The sequence below is a fragment of the Limnohabitans sp. TEGF004 genome (genome assembly GCF_027924965.1).
Lineage (GTDB): Bacteria > Pseudomonadota > Gammaproteobacteria > Burkholderiales > Burkholderiaceae_C > Limnohabitans.
Genome location: NZ_AP027056.1, coordinates 1,882,518 through 1,899,087 on the forward strand (window position 1 = coordinate 1,882,518; position 16,570 = coordinate 1,899,087).

The 16,570-nt window shown below is 56.7% G+C and carries 11 protein-coding genes and 1 riboswitch; of the genes, 5 read left to right on the forward strand and 6 right to left on the reverse strand.

Translation table 11 applies throughout. The annotated features are described in order from the left end of the window. Positions 1 to 27: 27 nt before the first annotated feature. A riboswitch (glycine riboswitch) is annotated at positions 28 to 128 on the forward strand. A gap of 170 nt (positions 129 to 298) precedes the next feature. Continuing rightward, the gene (locus LINBF2_RS09030; protein WP_281888292.1) at positions 299 to 1,573 is read left to right on the forward strand and encodes a D-amino acid dehydrogenase; all 1,275 of its coding nucleotides are present in this window, start codon (positions 299 to 301) and stop codon (positions 1,571 to 1,573) included. A gap of 197 nt (positions 1,574 to 1,770) precedes the next feature. Here the strand turns inward: LINBF2_RS09030 and LINBF2_RS09035 are convergent, their stop codons facing one another. Then, positions 1,771 to 3,681: an FAD-dependent monooxygenase gene (locus LINBF2_RS09035; RefSeq protein ID WP_281888294.1), complete on the reverse strand. Its 1,911-nt coding sequence runs from the start codon at positions 3,679 to 3,681 to the stop codon at positions 1,771 to 1,773. Between the two features lie 124 nt (positions 3,682 to 3,805). Here LINBF2_RS09035 and LINBF2_RS09040 point away from each other — a divergent pair, with 124 nt between their 5' ends. After that, positions 3,806 to 4,246, forward strand: a complete 441-nt coding sequence (locus tag LINBF2_RS09040; RefSeq protein WP_281888295.1) for a MarR family transcriptional regulator — start codon at positions 3,806 to 3,808, stop codon at positions 4,244 to 4,246. On the opposite strand, the gene LINBF2_RS09045 is transcribed toward LINBF2_RS09040, so the two are convergent. Both LINBF2_RS09045 and polA read right to left on the reverse strand, forming a co-directional pair. Continuing rightward, positions 4,243 to 4,875 carry a LysE family translocator gene (locus tag LINBF2_RS09045; protein ID WP_281888297.1) on the reverse strand — a complete coding sequence of 211 codons (633 nt, stop codon included), beginning with the start codon at positions 4,873 to 4,875 and terminating at the stop codon, positions 4,243 to 4,245. The two genes, LINBF2_RS09040 and LINBF2_RS09045, sit on opposite strands and share 4 nt — an antisense overlap. A 21-nt stretch (positions 4,876 to 4,896) precedes the next feature. Next, positions 4,897 to 7,677 carry a DNA polymerase I gene (polA, locus tag LINBF2_RS09050; RefSeq protein ID WP_281888298.1) on the reverse strand — a complete coding sequence of 927 codons (2,781 nt, stop codon included), beginning with the start codon at positions 7,675 to 7,677 and terminating at the stop codon, positions 4,897 to 4,899. A gap of 400 nt (positions 7,678 to 8,077) precedes the next feature. Between polA and LINBF2_RS09055 the strand changes: the two genes are divergently transcribed. Together LINBF2_RS09055 and LINBF2_RS09060 are read left to right on the forward strand one after the other, a co-directional pair. Next, positions 8,078 to 9,040 (forward strand): homoserine kinase, encoded by a 963-nt coding sequence (locus tag LINBF2_RS09055; protein ID WP_281888300.1) that lies wholly within the window; start codon positions 8,078 to 8,080, stop codon positions 9,038 to 9,040. 3 nt (positions 9,041 to 9,043) lie between these two features. Then, positions 9,044 to 9,820, forward strand: coding sequence for a BPSS1780 family membrane protein (locus LINBF2_RS09060; protein ID WP_281888301.1), 777 nt, complete (start codon positions 9,044 to 9,046; stop codon positions 9,818 to 9,820). A 38-nt stretch (positions 9,821 to 9,858) separates the two neighbouring features. On the opposite strand, the gene LINBF2_RS09065 is transcribed toward LINBF2_RS09060, so the two are convergent. Continuing rightward, positions 9,859 to 12,243 (reverse strand): UvrD-helicase domain-containing protein, encoded by a 2,385-nt coding sequence (locus LINBF2_RS09065; RefSeq protein ID WP_281888303.1) that lies wholly within the window; start codon positions 12,241 to 12,243, stop codon positions 9,859 to 9,861. Between the two features lie 140 nt (positions 12,244 to 12,383). Between LINBF2_RS09065 and LINBF2_RS09070 the strand changes: the two genes are divergently transcribed. After that, entirely contained in the window at positions 12,384 to 13,361 is a 978-nt protein-coding gene (locus tag LINBF2_RS09070; protein WP_281888305.1) for a GMP reductase, read from the forward strand. 101 nt (positions 13,362 to 13,462) lie between these two features. On the opposite strand, the gene LINBF2_RS09075 is transcribed toward LINBF2_RS09070, so the two are convergent. Together LINBF2_RS09075 and LINBF2_RS09080 are read right to left on the reverse strand one after the other, a co-directional pair. Continuing rightward, positions 13,463 to 14,320, reverse strand: a complete 858-nt coding sequence (locus LINBF2_RS09075) for an alpha/beta hydrolase (RefSeq protein WP_281888307.1) — start codon at positions 14,318 to 14,320, stop codon at positions 13,463 to 13,465. Beyond that, on the reverse strand, positions 14,317 to 16,506 hold the full coding sequence (locus LINBF2_RS09080; protein ID WP_281888309.1) for a TonB-dependent receptor: 2,190 nt from the start codon (positions 16,504 to 16,506) through the stop codon (positions 14,317 to 14,319). The genes LINBF2_RS09075 and LINBF2_RS09080 overlap by 4 nt, the downstream gene beginning before the upstream one ends. Between the last annotated feature and the right edge of the window lie 64 nt (positions 16,507 to 16,570).

The window sequence follows — 16,570 nt, forward strand, 5'->3', positions numbered from 1 at the left end:
TATTTGATTTTTACTCGACCTTGTGTCGACATGTCATCGGGAGAGACTGCCAACGCCCAAGCGTGCTGGGCAGCGCCGAAGGAGCAACCGCCCCGGAAACTCTCAGGCAAACGGACCGGTGACATGACCCAACTCTGAAGAGCTGCTGACGCATTCGTCCGTCAGTGCACCGAAGGAGCAAGCGATGGCCGTCACACGCCACCGTGAATCTCTCAGGTCCAAAAACAGAGGGGGCGCTTTGTGTATGCGTGTTTGCATGCCAAAGCTCAACCCTTGACGTTTTGAAAGTTCCTTCATCATGAAAACAATCGCAGTTATTGGCGGCGGCATCACGGGTGTCACAACAGCCTATGCCTTGGCCAAACGCGGCTTTGCCGTGACCTTGTTTGAACGCCATCGCTATGCTGCGATGGAAACCTCGTTTGCGAACGGCGGGCAACTGTCTGCATCCAACGCAGAAGTTTGGACGCATTGGTCCACCATCCTCAAAGGCCTCAAGTGGATGCTCAAAAGTGACGCGCCGCTGCTGGTCAACCCAGCACCTACATGGCACAAACTCTCTTGGTTTGCTGAGTTCATTGCAGCCATGCCCCATTACGAACGCAACACCATTGAAACAGCGCGTTTGGCAGTGGCCGCGCGTCAACACTTGTTTGCTTGGGCGCAAGAAGAAGGCATTGATTTCGACCTGAAGAAAGAAGGCATCCTGCACATCTACCGTGACAAAAAAGGGTTTGACCATGCAGGCAAAGTGTCAGTCATGCTGGCCAAGGGTGGACTTCCTCGCCATGCCGTGACCCCAGAGGAAATGAAAGCCATCGAGCCAACCTTGGCTGGTACTTACTACGGTGGCTACTTCACGGAAAGTGATGCCACGGGCGACATTCACAAATTCACCAACGGATTAGCCGCTGCGGCAGCACGACTGGGTGTGCACACGCTGTATGGCCAAGATGTGACTTCGGTTCAAAGCAACGGACAACAAGCCGTCATCACCGTGGCACAAGAGGATGCGTCCCCCTGTGTTCATACCTTTGACAGCGTGGTCGTGTGTGCAGGTGTTGCCAGCCGAAACTTTGCGGCACAGCTGGGAGACCGCGTGAACATTTACCCCGTCAAAGGCTACTCCATCACAGTCAACCTCAACGACGAAGAAAGCCAAATGGGCGCACCCAATGTGAGCCTGCTGGATGACGAAACCAAATTGGTCACCAGCCGCTTAGGCCTCAACCGCTTCCGCGTAGCGGGTACTGCCGAATTCAATGGCATCGACCGTGACATTCGTGCGGACCGCATTCGTCCCTTGGTTGAGTGGGTTGAACAATGCTTCCCCCGCATCAACACCCGCTCGGTGGTGCCATGGGCTGGCTTGCGACCCATGATGCCCAATATGATGCCGCGCGTAGGCCAGGGCAAAGCCGCCAACGTGTTCTACAACACCGGTCACGGGCACTTGGGCTGGACGCTGTCTGCCGTGACCGCTGAGCTGGTATCAGACACCATCGTCAAAGCATCAGCTCAAACGTCGGTGCAAGCGATGAATTTGCACGCAGCCACTGCTGGCAATCTGTAAGCTGAAAGCACCTTCACCGAACGTTAGAGGTACCTTGTGCATCTCTACCGTTCGGTTTTTTAGCTATGTCAAAGCGCTATATCTAGACCCAACAGACGCATCGCGGGTCTTTCTAAAAGCTACGTTTTCTAAAAAATTACAGAGCGACGGACTGCTGCAGTCAACCCTGGCTCAACTCGTGCTGGGCCAAGAGCTAATCAGCGCAGAACGCCCGCAAAGAAAGCGGACAGTTCCTCATAGCCATCCAACGGCAACACATGCGCCACATATTGGTCAGGACGAACCACCACCATGCAGCCCTTGTCGCGATCGATGCCACGCATGTCAAAAATATCGCCCACACCTTTGTGGTCCACACAGAAAACTTTTGCGTGGTCTTGCAAACCCAGCTTGCCTGTTTTAGGTTTAAGCAACGAGGGCATGTGTTCGTAAGCGAGCTGATCGAAGGTTTGTTGAAACACGGCGCGGAAATCGATGACCGCATCAATGTCTTCACCCTTGCGTGTGTGCTTGACGATGGGTGAGTTGGCGTTGGTCTCCAACCAGTCGGCCAGCTTGTGAATGGCTGAGCCCGCGCTAGAGGTATCTGCCTTGCCAGCAAATGCATAAATGCGCCAGCGTGCATCGGCCTGTGCCACATGGCCCAGTTGCATTTGCTTAGCGTCTGACACGCGCACCACGGGCGCTGAATGGAAACGACGGCCAATTTCTTCGCCTGTGGCCAATGCTTGGTGTGCGCTGGCTGCAAACAAAGTCGAGGTGTCGTACTTCACGGCTGTGCCGCCTGTGAACTCTAAGTTGTCTTTGAACTGGCGAATGATGCGAGGCTCTTCGGTGCCATCGCGCTCGGCCTGTGTGGTGGGAGCGGACATGACGCGTGACCATTTGTGGTCGGTCTCTACCAAACGCTTGGCTTCGGTCAATCGCTCTTGGGTGTAGCTGCGCAGCAGGCTGGGGTTGGCGCGGCCTTGCAGCACATGCACCATTTTCCAGCCGAGGTTGAAGGTGTCTTGCATCGACACATTCATGCCCTGCCCCGCTTTGGGTGAATGGGTGTGACACGCGTCGCCTGCGATGAACACGCGGGGGTCGCGGTCCTCGCCATCGGGCACATCGTCAAAGCGATCGGTGATGCTGTGGCCAATGTCATAGATGGACCACCACACCACCTCTTTCACATCAATCGCATACGGCTTGATGATGCGGTTGGCCGCTGCAATCATGTCGTCTTGGGTGAACTTGCGGTGTGCAGCTTTTTCGTCTGGGCGAAGTTTGTCTAGCTCCACATACATGCGGAACACATAGCCCCCTTCACGCGGCAAGATGAGCACGTTGCCTTCATTGGCCGAAGAGATCAAACACTTCTGGCGCACATCAGGAAAATCGGTGTTGGCCAAAATATCCATCACGCCCCAGGCTTGGTGCGCGGCGTCACCATGCAGTTCGCCGCCGATGGCTTTGCGCACCGCCGAATGTGCGCCGTCGCAGCCCACCACGTAGTTGGCGCGCACCGTGCGTGTTGCCCCCCAGTTCACACCGCTGGAATCGCGCAGCGTGACGGTCACGGGGTGGTCGTCGGTTGTCTCGTCAATGGTCAGGCCCACCACTTCCCAGCTGTAGTCGGGCTCTAAGCGTGAGGGTGAGTTCTTCATCACCTCTAAAAACAACTCGTGCAGTCGCGCTTGGTTGATCAAGATGTGCGGCATCTCAGAGCTGTCGTCGGCCACGTCTTGCACGCGGCCTACGCGCTTGATGTGCTTGGGGTTTTTCGGGTCAGGCATCCAAAACGCGGTTTGGTTGACCCAATACGTTTCGCGCTTGACCTTGTCGGCAAACCCAAACGCTTGGAACATCTCCATCGTGCGCGTGTTGATGCCGTCGGCCTTGCCTTTGATGATGTTGCTGGGCATGCGCTCGGTAATCATCACCTCAATCTCTGAAAACTGCGCCAGCTGTGCCGCCAAGCAAAGGCCTGCAGGGCCTGTGCCGGAAATCAACACATCTACTTTTTCGGGCAAGGGCTCGTTGATGCCACGGTTGCGTCGGTTGGGTGCTGCTGGTTTGATGTCTGGGCTGCCACCACGAAATCCGTCTTTGTAAAACTGCATGTCTTGTCTCCATTGTTGAAACCTCGCCGAAACCTCGGCACAGGCAAATGATAACTATGCTTACTAATATCCGTCAAGATGGTATGTATGATTACCATATCGGTATTTCTACGGAGACACAGGCATGGCAATGCAAGACATGGCGGGGCACTTGATACGTCGCCTGCAACAGCAATCCACACAAATCTTTGCGCAGCGCACCCAAGCCGCGGGCTATGACCTGACCTCAGTGCAATACGCCGCGCTAGACGCCATCGCCAACAACCCGCATGTCGACCAAGCCACCGTGGCCGAAATCATTGGCTACGACCGCGCCACCATTGGCGGCGTGATTGAGCGTTTAGACACCAAGGGCTGGGTGCGCCGCGTGGTGAGCGAGCAAGACCGCAGATCGCGCGAGTTGTCACTCACAGCCAAAGGCAACAAAATTTACTCGGCTCTGCAGCCCATCGTGCATGAGCTGCAAGCTGACATTCTTCACCCCTTGAGCGCGGCCGAGCAAGAGCGCTTTATCAAACTGGCACGACAAGTGGTGTGGCACGACAAATCGGCCGACGAGGCCTAAGAGATAAAAATTAAACGTGCGCCAAGGCCGCAAAAGATAACACCGGCCAAACGGTCAAACCACAGCGCCACCAGCGGCCAGCGCGCAAACCACTGCCCAACCTTGCCCGCAAAGTAACCCAACAAGCCAAACAACAACGCTGCTTGCACGGTAAACGCCCCCCCCAGTTGAGCCAACTGCCAAGGCACATCGCCACGGTCAGCCTGCACAAACTGCGGCAAGAAAGCCAAGAAGAACAGCATCACTTTGGGGTTGATCGCGTTGGCAAACACACCGCGCCACAGCAGCTGCATGGCTGACTGTTCGGGTGCATCGGCGGCATGGGTGGGCACAGTGGCCCCGCCCCGGCTGCGCAAAGCCTGCACACCCAACCAAAACAAATACGCACCGCCGCCAATACGCAGCGCCGCAAACGCCACAGGCGACGCCACCAACAACGAGCTAACCCCCACCACCGCCAGCAGCGTGTGGCTAAAGCAACCCAGCGCACACCCCAAGCCAAACGCCATGCCCTGCTTGCGACCACGCGACATGCCGAGGCTGAGCACCATCAGGTTGTCGGGGCCGGGCGAAATGGTGATGAGGCTGGCGGCTAGCAAGAAGGCTAGTAACTGGTCGAGGGTGAGCATGGTGCTGGTTTCTACAAAGCCTTAGTGCGCCTTGTCCCAATTCGGCCCAACGCCGACTTCTGCGAGCAAAGGCACTTTGAGCTGCGCCACGTCAGCCATCAGACGTGGCACTTCGGTGCGAACCCATGCCACTTCTGACTCGGGCACTTCAAACACCAGTTCATCGTGCACTTGCATGATGACTTTGGTTTGGCGTTGTTGCTCGTCAATGGCTTTTTGCACGGACACCATGCTCATCTTGATGAGGTCGGCGGCTGTGCCTTGCATCGGCGCGTTAATCGCTGCGCGCTCTGCGCCTGCGCGGCGTGGGCCGTTGGGGCTGTTGATTTCGGGCAAGTACAAGCGGCGGCCAAACACGGTTTCTACATAGCCTTGTGCTTTGGCTTGTTCGCGTGTGTCGTCCATGTAGCGCTTCACGCCCGCGAAGCGTTCAAAGTAGCGGGTGATGTAGTTCTTAGCCGCACCGTTGTCGATGCCCAGCGCCTTAGCCAAACCAAACGCGCTCATGCCGTAGATGAGGCCAAAGTTAATGACCTTGGCATAGCGGCGCTGCTCGGTGCTGACTGCATCCACACCCACGCCAAACACTTCGGCAGCCGTGGCGCGGTGCACGTCTAAGCCATCATGGAATGCTTTAACCAACGCCTCGTCACCACTGATGTGCGCCATGATGCGCAGCTCGATCTGGCTGTAGTCGGCACTGGCGATCACGCAGCCCGCAGGGGCCACAAACGCTTCGCGCACTTTGCGGCCTTCGGCGGTGCGAATTGGGATGTTCTGTAAATTGGGGTCGTTGCTCGACAAGCGGCCTGTCACCGCCACCGCTTGCGCGTAGTGCGTGTGCACGCGGCCTGTGCGGGGCAAGGCCATGAGCGCCAGCTTGTCGGTGTAAGTGCCTTTAAGTTTGCTGAGAGACCGGTGCTCCAAAATTTTGGCAGGCAGTGGGTAGTCTTCGGCCAATTTCTCCAGCACTTCTTCGTCGGTGCTGCGTGCGCCGGTGGCGGTTTTTTTGATAACGGGTAAGCCCAGTTTGTCAAAGAAGATTTCGCCCAGTTGCTTAGGACTGGCCAAGTTAAATGGCTGGCCTGCAATTTCATAGGCTTCGGTTTCTAGCTGCACGATGCGTTGGCCTAGCGCGTGGCTTTGTGCCGCCAGCGTAGGCGCGTCAATCAACACACCGTTGCGCTCGATGCGATACAGGGCTTCGCTGCTGTCGATTTCCAATTGGTAGATGAAGCGCAGTTTGTCGTCGGCTTGCAAGCGCGGCCACAGCACTTGATGCACGTCCAGCGTCATGTCCGAGTCTTCGCAGGAGTATTCGGTGGCACGCGCCACCTCGACTTGCGAGAACGGAATTTGGTGCGCACCCTTGCCGCACAGGTCTTCGTAGTTCAATCCTTTGCGTCCCACATGGCGCTCGGCCAAGCTGGCCAGGCCGTGGGGCTTGTGCACTTCCAGCACATAGCTTTGCAGCATGGTGTCGTGCGCGTAGCCCTTGACCTCGATGCCGTGGTTGGCCATGACATGGCGGTCGTATTTGATGTGCTGGCCCAACTTGTGAATGGCTGGGTTTTCAAACCAAGGCTTGAGCTTGGCCAACACCTCGTCCATGGGCAACTGCGTGGGCGCATCGCCATAACTGTGTGCCAATGGGATGTAGCAGGCTTCACCGGGTTTCACTGAAAAACTCAAACCCACAATCTCGGCGCGCATGGCATCAAGCGATGTGGTCTCGGTGTCAAACGCCACCAACTCGGCAGCGTTGAGTTTGGCCAGCCATGTGTCGAACATGGCCCAGTCCAACACGCAGTCGTAATGTTTGTCGGTGACGGTAGATACAACTGCTTCGGGTTCGTCAAACAAGCTGGGGTTGGGTTCAAACTTTGGCTTAGCTTCGGATGCTCCAGCTGAATCGCCACCTTCGCTGATGGCGCGAGCCAAGCCTTTGAAACCATAGGTTTCGTAAAAGGTTTTGAGTGCAGGCTTATCAGGCTCGGCCAAGTGCAGCGCATCGAGTGCTGGCAAGTTGGGCACGTAGGCCGACAAATCGCAATCGGTTTTCATGGTCACCAGCTGACGGCCTGTGGGCAGCCACTCAACGGCTTGACGCAAGTTCTCGCCCGCCACGCCTTTGATGGCGCTGGCGTTTTGCAGCAAGTTGTCGAGCGAGCCATATTCCATCAGCCACTTGGCAGCAGTCTTTGGGCCCACCTTGGCCACGCCGGGCACGTTGTCAACCGTGTCGCCCACCAAGGTTTGATAGTCGATCATCAGCGAGGGCGGCACGCCAAACTCGGCGGTCACGCCAGCCACATCGCGCTTTTTTCCGTTCATGGTGTCCATGATGGTGATGTGTTCGTTCACCAGTTGGCTCAAATCTTTGTCACCACTCGACACCACTACCGTCACACCTTGTTTGGCTGCAGTCACGGCCAAAGTGGCAATCACGTCATCCGCCTCTACGCCCGGTACATCAAGCACCGTCCAGCCCAACATGCGCACCATGGCGTGGATGGGTTCGATTTGCGAGCGCAAGTCATCCGGCATGGGCGAGCGGTTGGCTTTGTACGCGGGGTACATCTCGTCGCGAAAGGTGGGGCCTTTGGCGTCAAATACACAAGCGGCCAGTTGAGTGGGCACTTCTTTGCGCAAGGCCTGCATCATGTTGATCATGCCGCGAATGGCACCTGTGGCCGCACTCGTTGGGTCGCCTGGCACAGCGCGCAGGTCGGGCATGGCATGGAAGGCGCGGTAAAGGTAGCTGGAGCCGTCAACCAGCAGCAATGTTTTGGATTCACTCATAGGTTGTGATTGTGCCTTGTGTGCTTTTTTGGCTGGGCTCGCTGGACGCGGCTGGTGGGCGTCGCTGCTTCATGCTGGAGTACCAGAAATCATGGCGACGCCCACCAGCCACGCCCAGTCTGCGACACAGGTTTTGGAACGCCTGCAGCATGGCTCGTGCCGTTGGCACATTGCCACGCAGCGCAAACACAACTGCCGTTCGTACGAACTGATATGGCAATCGCAACAGCGGAGCCACAAACCCGCAGGCCGTAGTCTTGGGGGTTGGGGGATGAGCGGGTGACGATTTCTGGTACCCCAGCATGAGGAACCCGCTCATCCCTCAACCCCCAAGCGAGCCCAGCAAAAGTAAACAGTCACGCAAACTACAATGACGCCAACTTTTAATACCTTGGCAGTCATGGCAGTTTTCACCGAAGTTTCAGAGTCCTCCGCGCAAGAACTGCTCACTCAACTCAAGCTTGGCGAGTTGGTCGAACTCAAAGGCATCCAAGGCGGCATTGAGAACACCAATTACTTTCTCACCAGCGCCGAGGGCCAATACGTGCTCACGCTGTTTGAGCGCCTTACGCACGAGCAACTGCCGTTTTATCTGTACCTGATGAAACACTTGGCACAAGGCGGTATTCCTGTGCCAGACCCCATGTCTAACCAAGACGGCGACATCTTGCTCACCGTTGAAGACAAGCCTGCTGCGGTGGTCAACCGCTTGCGTGGAAAAAGCGAACTTAGTCCCACCGCTGCCCACTGCGCCGCTGTGGGCGACATGCTGGCCCGCATGCATCTAGCTGGGCGCGACTACAACCGCCAGCAGCCAAACTTGCGCGGCCTGCCTTGGTGGAACGACACCGTGCCTGTGGTGCTGCCGTATTTGGATGCCTCACAAGCCGCACTCATTCAAACCGAGCTGGCCTATCAAAACCACACAGCCGCGTCATCGGCCTACGCCGCCCTGCCCCGTGGCCCCATCCACGCCGACTTGTTCCGCGACAACGTGATGTTTGATGGCACAGCCGAAGCACCTGAGCTAACGGGCTTCTTCGACTTTTACTTTGCAGGCGTGGACACCTGGCTGTTTGATGTGGCCGTGTGTTTGAACGACTGGTGCATCACCCATGCTGACGGCACGCACGATGCAGCCAAAGCCAAAGCGTTCATTGGTGCGTACCAAGCCGTGCGCCCCTTCACACCAGCTGAGCGCCAGCTGCTCAACCCCATGTTGCGTGCGGGTGCCTTGCGTTTTTGGACATCGCGTCTATGGGACTTCCACCTGCCGCGCGAAGCGAGCATGTTGCAACCCCACGATCCGACACACTTTGAGCGTGTGTTGCGCCAACGTGTGGCACACCCTGTCACACTCTGAGCTATGAAACTCAACGTCGTTCCCGCAAAAACTGGCTCACTCTGGGTGCGCCAAGGCATCCGTGCTTTTTGGAAGCAACCGCTGGCACTCACAGGCTTGTTCTTCATGTTCATGGCAAGCATGTCCATCCTGTCTATCGTGCCAGTGCTGGGCGGCTTCTTGGCGTTGATGCTGTTGCCCGCCGCATCACTGGGCTTGATGGCCGCCACGCGTGAAGTGGAACTGGGCAAGTTCCCCATGCCCTTCATATTGGCCGCGGGGTTCAGGACCGGTGCAGATGGCAAGCGCAACATGGTCGTGTTGGGCCTGATTTACGCACTCTGCTTTGTGGGTGTCATGGGCTTGTCCACCCTGATGGATGGCGGTGACTTTGCTAAGTTGTACTTGGTGGGTGGTTCGCTAGAAGTCGAAACCGTGATGGACCCCGATTTTCAGAATGCCATGTGGCTTTCGCTGCTGCTGTACTTGCCTTTGTCTTTGGTGTTTTGGCATGCACCTGCGCTCACGCATTGGCATGGTCTCCAAGTGGCTAAAAGCCTGTTCTTCAGCACCGTGGCCTGCATGAGCAACTGGCGTGCGTTTTTGGTGTTTGGCCTCATGTGGTCGTTCATCTTTTTGGGCACCACCTTGGCCATCACACTCATTGGCAGCTTGATGGGCGACAGCGAGTTTGCCGCCATGGCACTGCTGCCCGCCATGCTGATGCTGGCCTCGATGTTCTTTTGCTCGACGTACTACAGCTTCAAAGACTGCTTCACGTCAGACACGCTGTACGCTTAAAGCAGCAGCGTGGTGCTGCGCACCACGCTTGAATCACCTCAAACCTGCGTGAGCTTGGCCACACTCAGCGCCAACCACTTGATGCCGTGACGCGGGAAGTTCACTTGTGCACGGGCATCGTCGCCCACGCCTTCAATGCTGATGACCGCACCCTCGCCAAACTTGGCGTGGAACACCTGCACACCGCTGCGCACCCATGCATTAGGGCCACTGGTCACAGGGGCTGCACGTTGAGGAACAGGCTTTGGCGCCGCAGCGGTGGCTGCACCGCCACCCCATGCGTTGTTTTGCCAGCCGTTGTTGTTCTGCCATGCATCGCGGCGTGAGGGCATCGCATCTGCAAACGCTGAACGCGCAGGCGTGATCCACTTCATGGTGTGCTCTGGCAGTTCTTCAAAGAAACGGCTTTTCAGGTTGTAGCGCGTTTGGCCATGCAACATACGGGTTTGTGAATGGCTCAGATACAAACGTTTGCGCGCACGCGTGATGGCCACGTACATGAGGCGGCGCTCTTCTTCCAGGCCATCAAAATCGTTCATCGAGTTTTCGTGAGGGAACAAGCCCTCTTCCATGCCCGTGATGAACACGCAGTCAAACTCCAAACCTTTGGATGCGTGCACCGTCATCAGCTGAATCGCGTCTTGACCCGCTTGCGCTTGGTTGTCGCCCGACTCCAACGCGGCGTGCGTGAGGAAGGCGGCCAAGGGCGACAAGGTTTCGCCGGTGTCGGCATTGATCATGGTTTGCGGCGCTGCGGGTTCAGTGCCATCCGTCACCACAGGCTGACCGTGTTCATCGATGGGCAAGGCCACGGCATCGCGGCCAAAGCCTTCTTGTGTGACGAAGCTCTCGGCAGCGTTAACCAATTCCTGCAAGTTTTCAATGCGGTCTTGGCCTTCGCGTTCGCCTTGGTAATGCGTGATGAGGCCTGAGTGGTCGAGCAACAGCTCAATGATTTGGCGCAGGTTTTGGCCTTGTGTTTGCTCGCGCAACACATCAATCTTGGCCACAAAGGCGCTGAGGTTGGTACCAGCTTTGCCTGCCACAGCAGTGACGGCGTCGCTCATGGCACAGCCCATGGCTCGCGAGGCGTCTTGCAACTGTTCGATGCTGCGCGCGCCAATGCCACGCGGCGGGAAGTTGACCACGCGCATGAAGCTGGTGTCGTCGCGTGGGTTTTCTAACAAGCGCAAATAGGCCAAGGCGTGTTTGATTTCAGCGCGCTCAAAGAAGCGCAAACCACCGTACACGCGGTACGGCATGGCGGCGTTGAACAACGCGGTTTCAATCACACGGCTTTGTGCGTTGCTGCGGTACAGCACGGCAATCTCGCTGCGGTGTTGCACGCCATTCGTGCCATCACCGTTTTGGCCATCGCGCAAGAGTTGCTTCATTTCTTCCACCATCCATTGCGCTTCGGCAAAGTCTGTGGGCGATTCATACACACGCACGGGCTCGCCTGCGCCCTGCGTGGTGTGCAGGTTTTTACCCAAGCGGCCTTTGTTGTGGCTGATGAGGTGGTTGGCACTGTCCAAAATGTTGCTGAAGCTGCGGTAGTTTTGCTCGAGCTTGATTTGGTGCGTGACGTTGTACTCACGCACAAAGTCGGCCATGTTGCCCACGCGTGCGCCACGGAAGGCGTAAATGCTTTGGTCATCGTCACCCACCGCCAAGATGGCACCGCCACCTTGGTCCACAGGGCCAGCGAGTTGTTTGAGCCAGGCGTATTGCAGCTTGTTGGTGTCTTGAAACTCGTCCACCAAAATGTGCTGAAAGCGGCGGCGATAGTGCTCACGCAGCGGATCGTTGTCGCGCAGCAGTTCGTATGAGCGCAGCATGAGTTCCCCAAAGTCCACCACACCTTCGCGTTGGCATTGGGCTTCGTACAGCTCGTACAACTCAACACGCTTGCGGTCATCAGGATCACGGGCCACCACATCTTTGGGGCGCAGGCCATCTTCTTTGCAACCGGCAATGAAACGCATGGTTTCTTTGGGTGGAAAACGCTCGTCATCCACATTGAACTGTTTGCTCAAGCGCTTGATGGCGCTGAGCTGGTCTTGGGTGTCCAAGATTTGAAAAGACTGGGGCAAATTGGCCAGCTTCCAGTGGGCGCGTAAAAAGCGGTTGCACAACCCGTGGAAGGTGCCCACCCACATGCCGCGCACGCTCACAGGCAGCATGGCCGACAAACGCGTGAGCATTTCTTTGGCGGCCTTGTTGGTAAACGTCACCGCCAAGATGCCGCCTGGCGACACCTGCCCGGTTTGCATGAGCCACGCAATGCGCGTGGTCAGCACCCGCGTCTTACCCGACCCCGCCCCCGCCAAGATGAGGGCATGCGCCTGCGGCAGCGTGACTGCGGCGGCTTGCTCGTTGTTGAGGCCTTGGAGCAAGGGCGAGGTATCGGGTGAAAAATGCATCCGTCAATTTTAGGGTTTAGAATCAGCCACCGGGCCCAAGATTCTTGTGCTCGGTTTTTTTTGGTCTGCCTTTTGCACCTGAAAAAACCGGCCAAGCCAAGCGCTCAATCTTCGAACGTTATTTTCTGGAGCTTGGGAATATGGAAATTTTTGATTACGACAACATCTTGTTGCTGCCACGCAAGTGCCGCGTGGAAAGCCGCTCTGAATGCGATGCAGGTGTTGAACTCGGTGGCCGCAAGTTTCGCTTGCCAGTTGTCCCCGCCAATATGAAAACCGTGGTGGATGAAAGCATCTGCTTGTGGATGGCGCAAAACAACTACTTCTACGTGATGCACCGCTTCGATTTGGACAATGTCCAATTCGTGAAAGACATGCACGCAAAGGGTGTCTACGCCTCGATCTCTTTGGGCGTGAAAGCCCCAGACCGCGAAACCGTGGACACACTGGCTGCAGCTGGTTTAACACCCGAATACATCACCATCGACATCGCCCATGGCCACGCCGACAGCGTGCGCGACATGATTGGCTACATCAAGGCCAAGTTGCCTAAGAGCTTCATCATCGCGGGCAACGTGGCCACGCCTGAAGCCGTGATCGACCTCGAAAACTGGGGCGCTGACGCGACCAAAGTGGGCGTGGGTCCAGGCAAGGTGTGTATCACCAAGCTCAAAACAGGTTTTGGCACAGGCGGCTGGCAGTTGTCAGCGCTCAAGTGGTGCGCCCGCGTGGCGACCAAGCCGATCATTGCGGACGGCGGCATTCGCAGCCACGGTGACATCGCCAAGAGCATCCGCTTTGGCGCAAGCATGGTGATGATTGGTTCGCTGTTTGCAGGCCACGAAGAGTCGCCAGGCAAGACGGTGGAAGTGGACGGCGAGTTGTTCAAGGAATACTACGGCTCAGCCTCTGACTTCAACAAAGGCGAATACAAGCATGTGGAAGGCAAACGCATCCTCGAGCCCGTCAAAGGCAAGTTGGCCAACACGCTCATCGAAATGGAACAAGACGTGCAAAGCTCGATCAGCTACGCCGGCGGCACCAAGTTGATGGACGTGCGCAAGGTGAACTACGTTATCTTGGGCGGGGATAACGCTGGCGAACATCTGTTGATGTAAACCCCGCGTGACGGCCCACTTTCGGCCAAACAAAAAAGCCTGTCTGCTTTGCGCATGACAGGCTTTTTTATTGCTTTTGCGCAGCTGAGTGTTGACGCGGCCTATTTGTTCAACAGTTCAAGCGCCAGCGTATGCAAACGGTGACCAGGCTGCGTCATCGCTTCGACGATGCTGAAGTGCTGCAAGCCGTCCAAGGTCTCGGCCACAGGCACGCGCGCTTTGCCCCATGCTTGCTGAATCAAAAAGTTGTGGCGAATGAATTCTTCGCTCTCAATGTCACCCGCCACGCTGTAGAGAGTGCCCTGCTTGGGCGCTGGCATCCATGCGGGGCTGTTGCGTAACACCACCTCATCGCTCAAACGCAAGCTGTCTTTGAGGTAGGGCGTGGCTTGCACGGACTCAAGCTCATACAAACCAGAAATCGACAACGCTTTGGTCACCAAGTGGGCGGGTAAATCGGGCACATACGCTTTCCAATCGCAAGCCAGCAACATGGTCACCAAGTGACCACCCGCCGAGTGGCCCACCAGAGTGATGCGGCTGGGGTCGCCACCAAAGCGGTGAATATTGCGCCACACCCAAGCCACGCACTTGACCATTTGCAATGTGATGTCTGACACCGTCACAGCCGGGCACAACGCATAGTTGGGCACCACCACATGCGCGCCTTGCGCGGTGAAGGTGGGCGCGATGAACGAATGGTCGGCCTTGTCGAGCGAGCGCCAATAGCCGCCATGAATGAAGACCACCACGGGAGCTTTGTCGCTTGCTGTGTCGCTCGGAAAAATATCTAAGGTTTCATTCAACCCACGGCCATAGGCCACGTCTTGAAAGCAACGGTGTGTGGCACGTGTCTGCGCAGACGCATCACGCCAATAAGCAAAGTGCGCCGCATGCTCGGGCACCAAGGCTCGGTTGTTGTACATGCGGTCATACCAAGCGCCATCGCGTTGCATCATAGTTTTTTCTCCAGAAGAATTTGCACATTGGTCCAGCTTCGGTTGCTGGTGCGGCTGTTTTCAATGACGCGAGGGACGCTAGGCGTACCGACGTTGTCATAACTGCTGCCCGTGTTGTAGTTCAAGGGGTTGAGGTTACTCAAGGTCAAACGCCATGCAGTGCTGCCGTCCACACGCCACAAACCATACACATCCATCACGCGTTTTTGCGAAATGGTGGTGAGTTGCTCAGCACTCAAACGGGTGTTGTAGCCGGGGTTGTAGTTGATGTTGCCGCCAATCGTGAGTGGCGCACTTTTGAGTCGGTAATCCGCCCCTAAGTTGGCCGTCATGCTGGGCTGCTGGTCCAGACGGTTGTCAGGCCCCATGATGCTGAGCACGCGTGAGCGGTAAAAACTCAGGTTGTTGCGCAGGTCGATGTGCGGGGCATCAGTGATCCACTGATCCATGCGGAACTTGGCTTCTAGCTCGATGCCTTCTGTGATGGCTTCGCTGATGTTTTGTGGGCTGGACAACCATCGGCCATTTGACTCGCGTGTGGTCACATTACGGATGAGGTTTTGCACGCGGCGATGGAATGCGCTGGCGCTCAGCACACCACCTTGTGGCAAATAGCGCTCGACGGCAACATCCAAGCCCGTGGCAGTTTCAGGTTTGAGATTGGGGTTACCAGACACATCGGGGTTGGTGGGGGTATTGTCATCACGCGTGTAAACACGACGCGCCAACAAAGTGGGCATGGTGGGTGTTTTGAAGCTTCGCGTGAGGCTCATGCGAACTTGATCGCGGCTGTCTGGGTCTGGACGCCACATGGCATGCATCAAAGGCGTGAACACACTGTTGCGGTTGGTCACATCCCCTGCGGATGTGTTGCCTTCGGTGGTCAAACCCTCGTAGCGTGCGCCAAGGTGTGTGGCCCAATGGGGCGTGAGCTGCCATTCATCTTGCGAATACACGGCATAACGCATAGAGCTGGCTTGGTAGTTCGCGCTGCCCGACATGCTGGGCCCCACGATGTAAGTCCCCACCACCGACTGTGTGCGTCGCACCGATTCGGTTTCTGCCCCACTCACCCACTGATGCCCCCCGCCCATGACATTCGTGTACTTGCCACTGAGATTGGCAGAACGGTCTTGCACATGAGAATTTTCTGTGACCCCAGGTATCAACGATGAATTGGTGGATGTTTGCTGAAACTCGTTGTGACTGTTCCAGCCTCCGACATTGAACTTCCACTCCATGCTGCTGTCCGTGGAGAGCTTGCGTCGCCACTGACCGTTCAAACGCGCCACTGCAAAGTGATTTTTATTTTCGCTATTCGCTGTCGCGGGGCTATTGGCCACAGCCGTGCCATTGAGCGTTTCTGTGGCCTGCATAGTGCCTGGCGTCTTGCCTTGCGACAGCGCTACAAATGGCATCAAGGTAAACGTTTCAGCCGGATCACCTTTGAGCTGCAAACGTGCGGTGGCATTCATGCCTTCACGGTCGTAATGGCTGTCGCTCACACGATGACGCACGGTCGTGCCCAGGTTATCGACACGGGTTAGGTCGTTCTCACTGTGATCCGGTGCTGCATAGCGATTGACCGACAGGGTGTAGTTGGCCGTCCACTTGTCGGCGTCGTGGTACTTGACCAACGAAGCCGAGGGCGAGGCATAGCCACCTTGAAACGATGAACCCACTTTCAACTCGGTGGGCATGCCTTTGCGGCCTTCGCGCGTGATGATGTTGATGGTGCCGGCAATCGCTTGTGCACCTGTTTCTGCGGTGGGTGCGCGGTAAATTTCCACGCGTTCAATCATCTCCGGCGTGAGGGACTCGACACTGAAACCCGGTGGTACGCGTTGACCATCGAGCAAGATTTGTGTGTAGCCTTGGCTCAAGCCACGCATGCGGATGCCGCCGCCTCGGCCTGGCACACCACCCAAGGTGATGCCAGGCATGCGCTTCAAAATCTCACCAAGGTTGGAATCACCTTGACGCTCAATCTCTTCACGGCCAATCACAATTTTGCTGGCAGTAGATTCACGGCGCTGCTGCGTGTCGTTGTCGCGGCCACTGGTGATTTCGATGCGCCCCATGTCGGATGCCGTCGTTGCAGGTGCCGTGGTTTGCTGCGCCAGAGCGGCAACGGCACTTAAAGCAAATGGGATGAAAACGGTGCGAGCAGTGGGCGTGAAATGCATATCAAAAAGTTTACCGAGGTATGAATACCCTTGCCGTGTAAAGTTCAGGTTTTCTTTCTGATCC

Excerpts from the sequence above, each read along its gene's own strand:
- LINBF2_RS09060 (WP_281888301.1), top strand. The coding sequence starts at position 9,044 with ATGAAACTCAACGTCGTTCCCGCAAAAACTGGCTCACTCTGGGTGCGC.
- polA (WP_281888298.1), bottom strand. The coding sequence starts at position 7,677 with ATGAGTGAATCCAAAACATTGCTGCTGGTTGACGGCTCCAGCTACCTT.
- LINBF2_RS09035 (WP_281888294.1), bottom strand. The coding sequence starts at position 3,681 with ATGCAGTTTTACAAAGACGGATTTCGTGGTGGCAGCCCAGACATCAAA.
- LINBF2_RS09045 (WP_281888297.1), bottom strand. The coding sequence starts at position 4,875 with ATGCTCACCCTCGACCAGTTACTAGCCTTCTTGCTAGCCGCCAGCCTC.
- LINBF2_RS09075 (WP_281888307.1), bottom strand. The coding sequence starts at position 14,320 with ATGATGCAACGCGATGGCGCTTGGTATGACCGCATGTACAACAACCGA.
- LINBF2_RS09080 (WP_281888309.1), bottom strand. The coding sequence starts at position 16,506 with ATGCATTTCACGCCCACTGCTCGCACCGTTTTCATCCCATTTGCTTTA.
- LINBF2_RS09070 (WP_281888305.1), top strand. The coding sequence starts at position 12,384 with ATGGAAATTTTTGATTACGACAACATCTTGTTGCTGCCACGCAAGTGC.
- LINBF2_RS09065 (WP_281888303.1), bottom strand. The coding sequence starts at position 12,243 with ATGCATTTTTCACCCGATACCTCGCCCTTGCTCCAAGGCCTCAACAAC.
- LINBF2_RS09040 (WP_281888295.1), top strand. The coding sequence starts at position 3,806 with ATGGCAATGCAAGACATGGCGGGGCACTTGATACGTCGCCTGCAACAG.
- LINBF2_RS09055 (WP_281888300.1), top strand. The coding sequence starts at position 8,078 with ATGGCAGTTTTCACCGAAGTTTCAGAGTCCTCCGCGCAAGAACTGCTC.
- LINBF2_RS09030 (WP_281888292.1), top strand. The coding sequence starts at position 299 with ATGAAAACAATCGCAGTTATTGGCGGCGGCATCACGGGTGTCACAACA.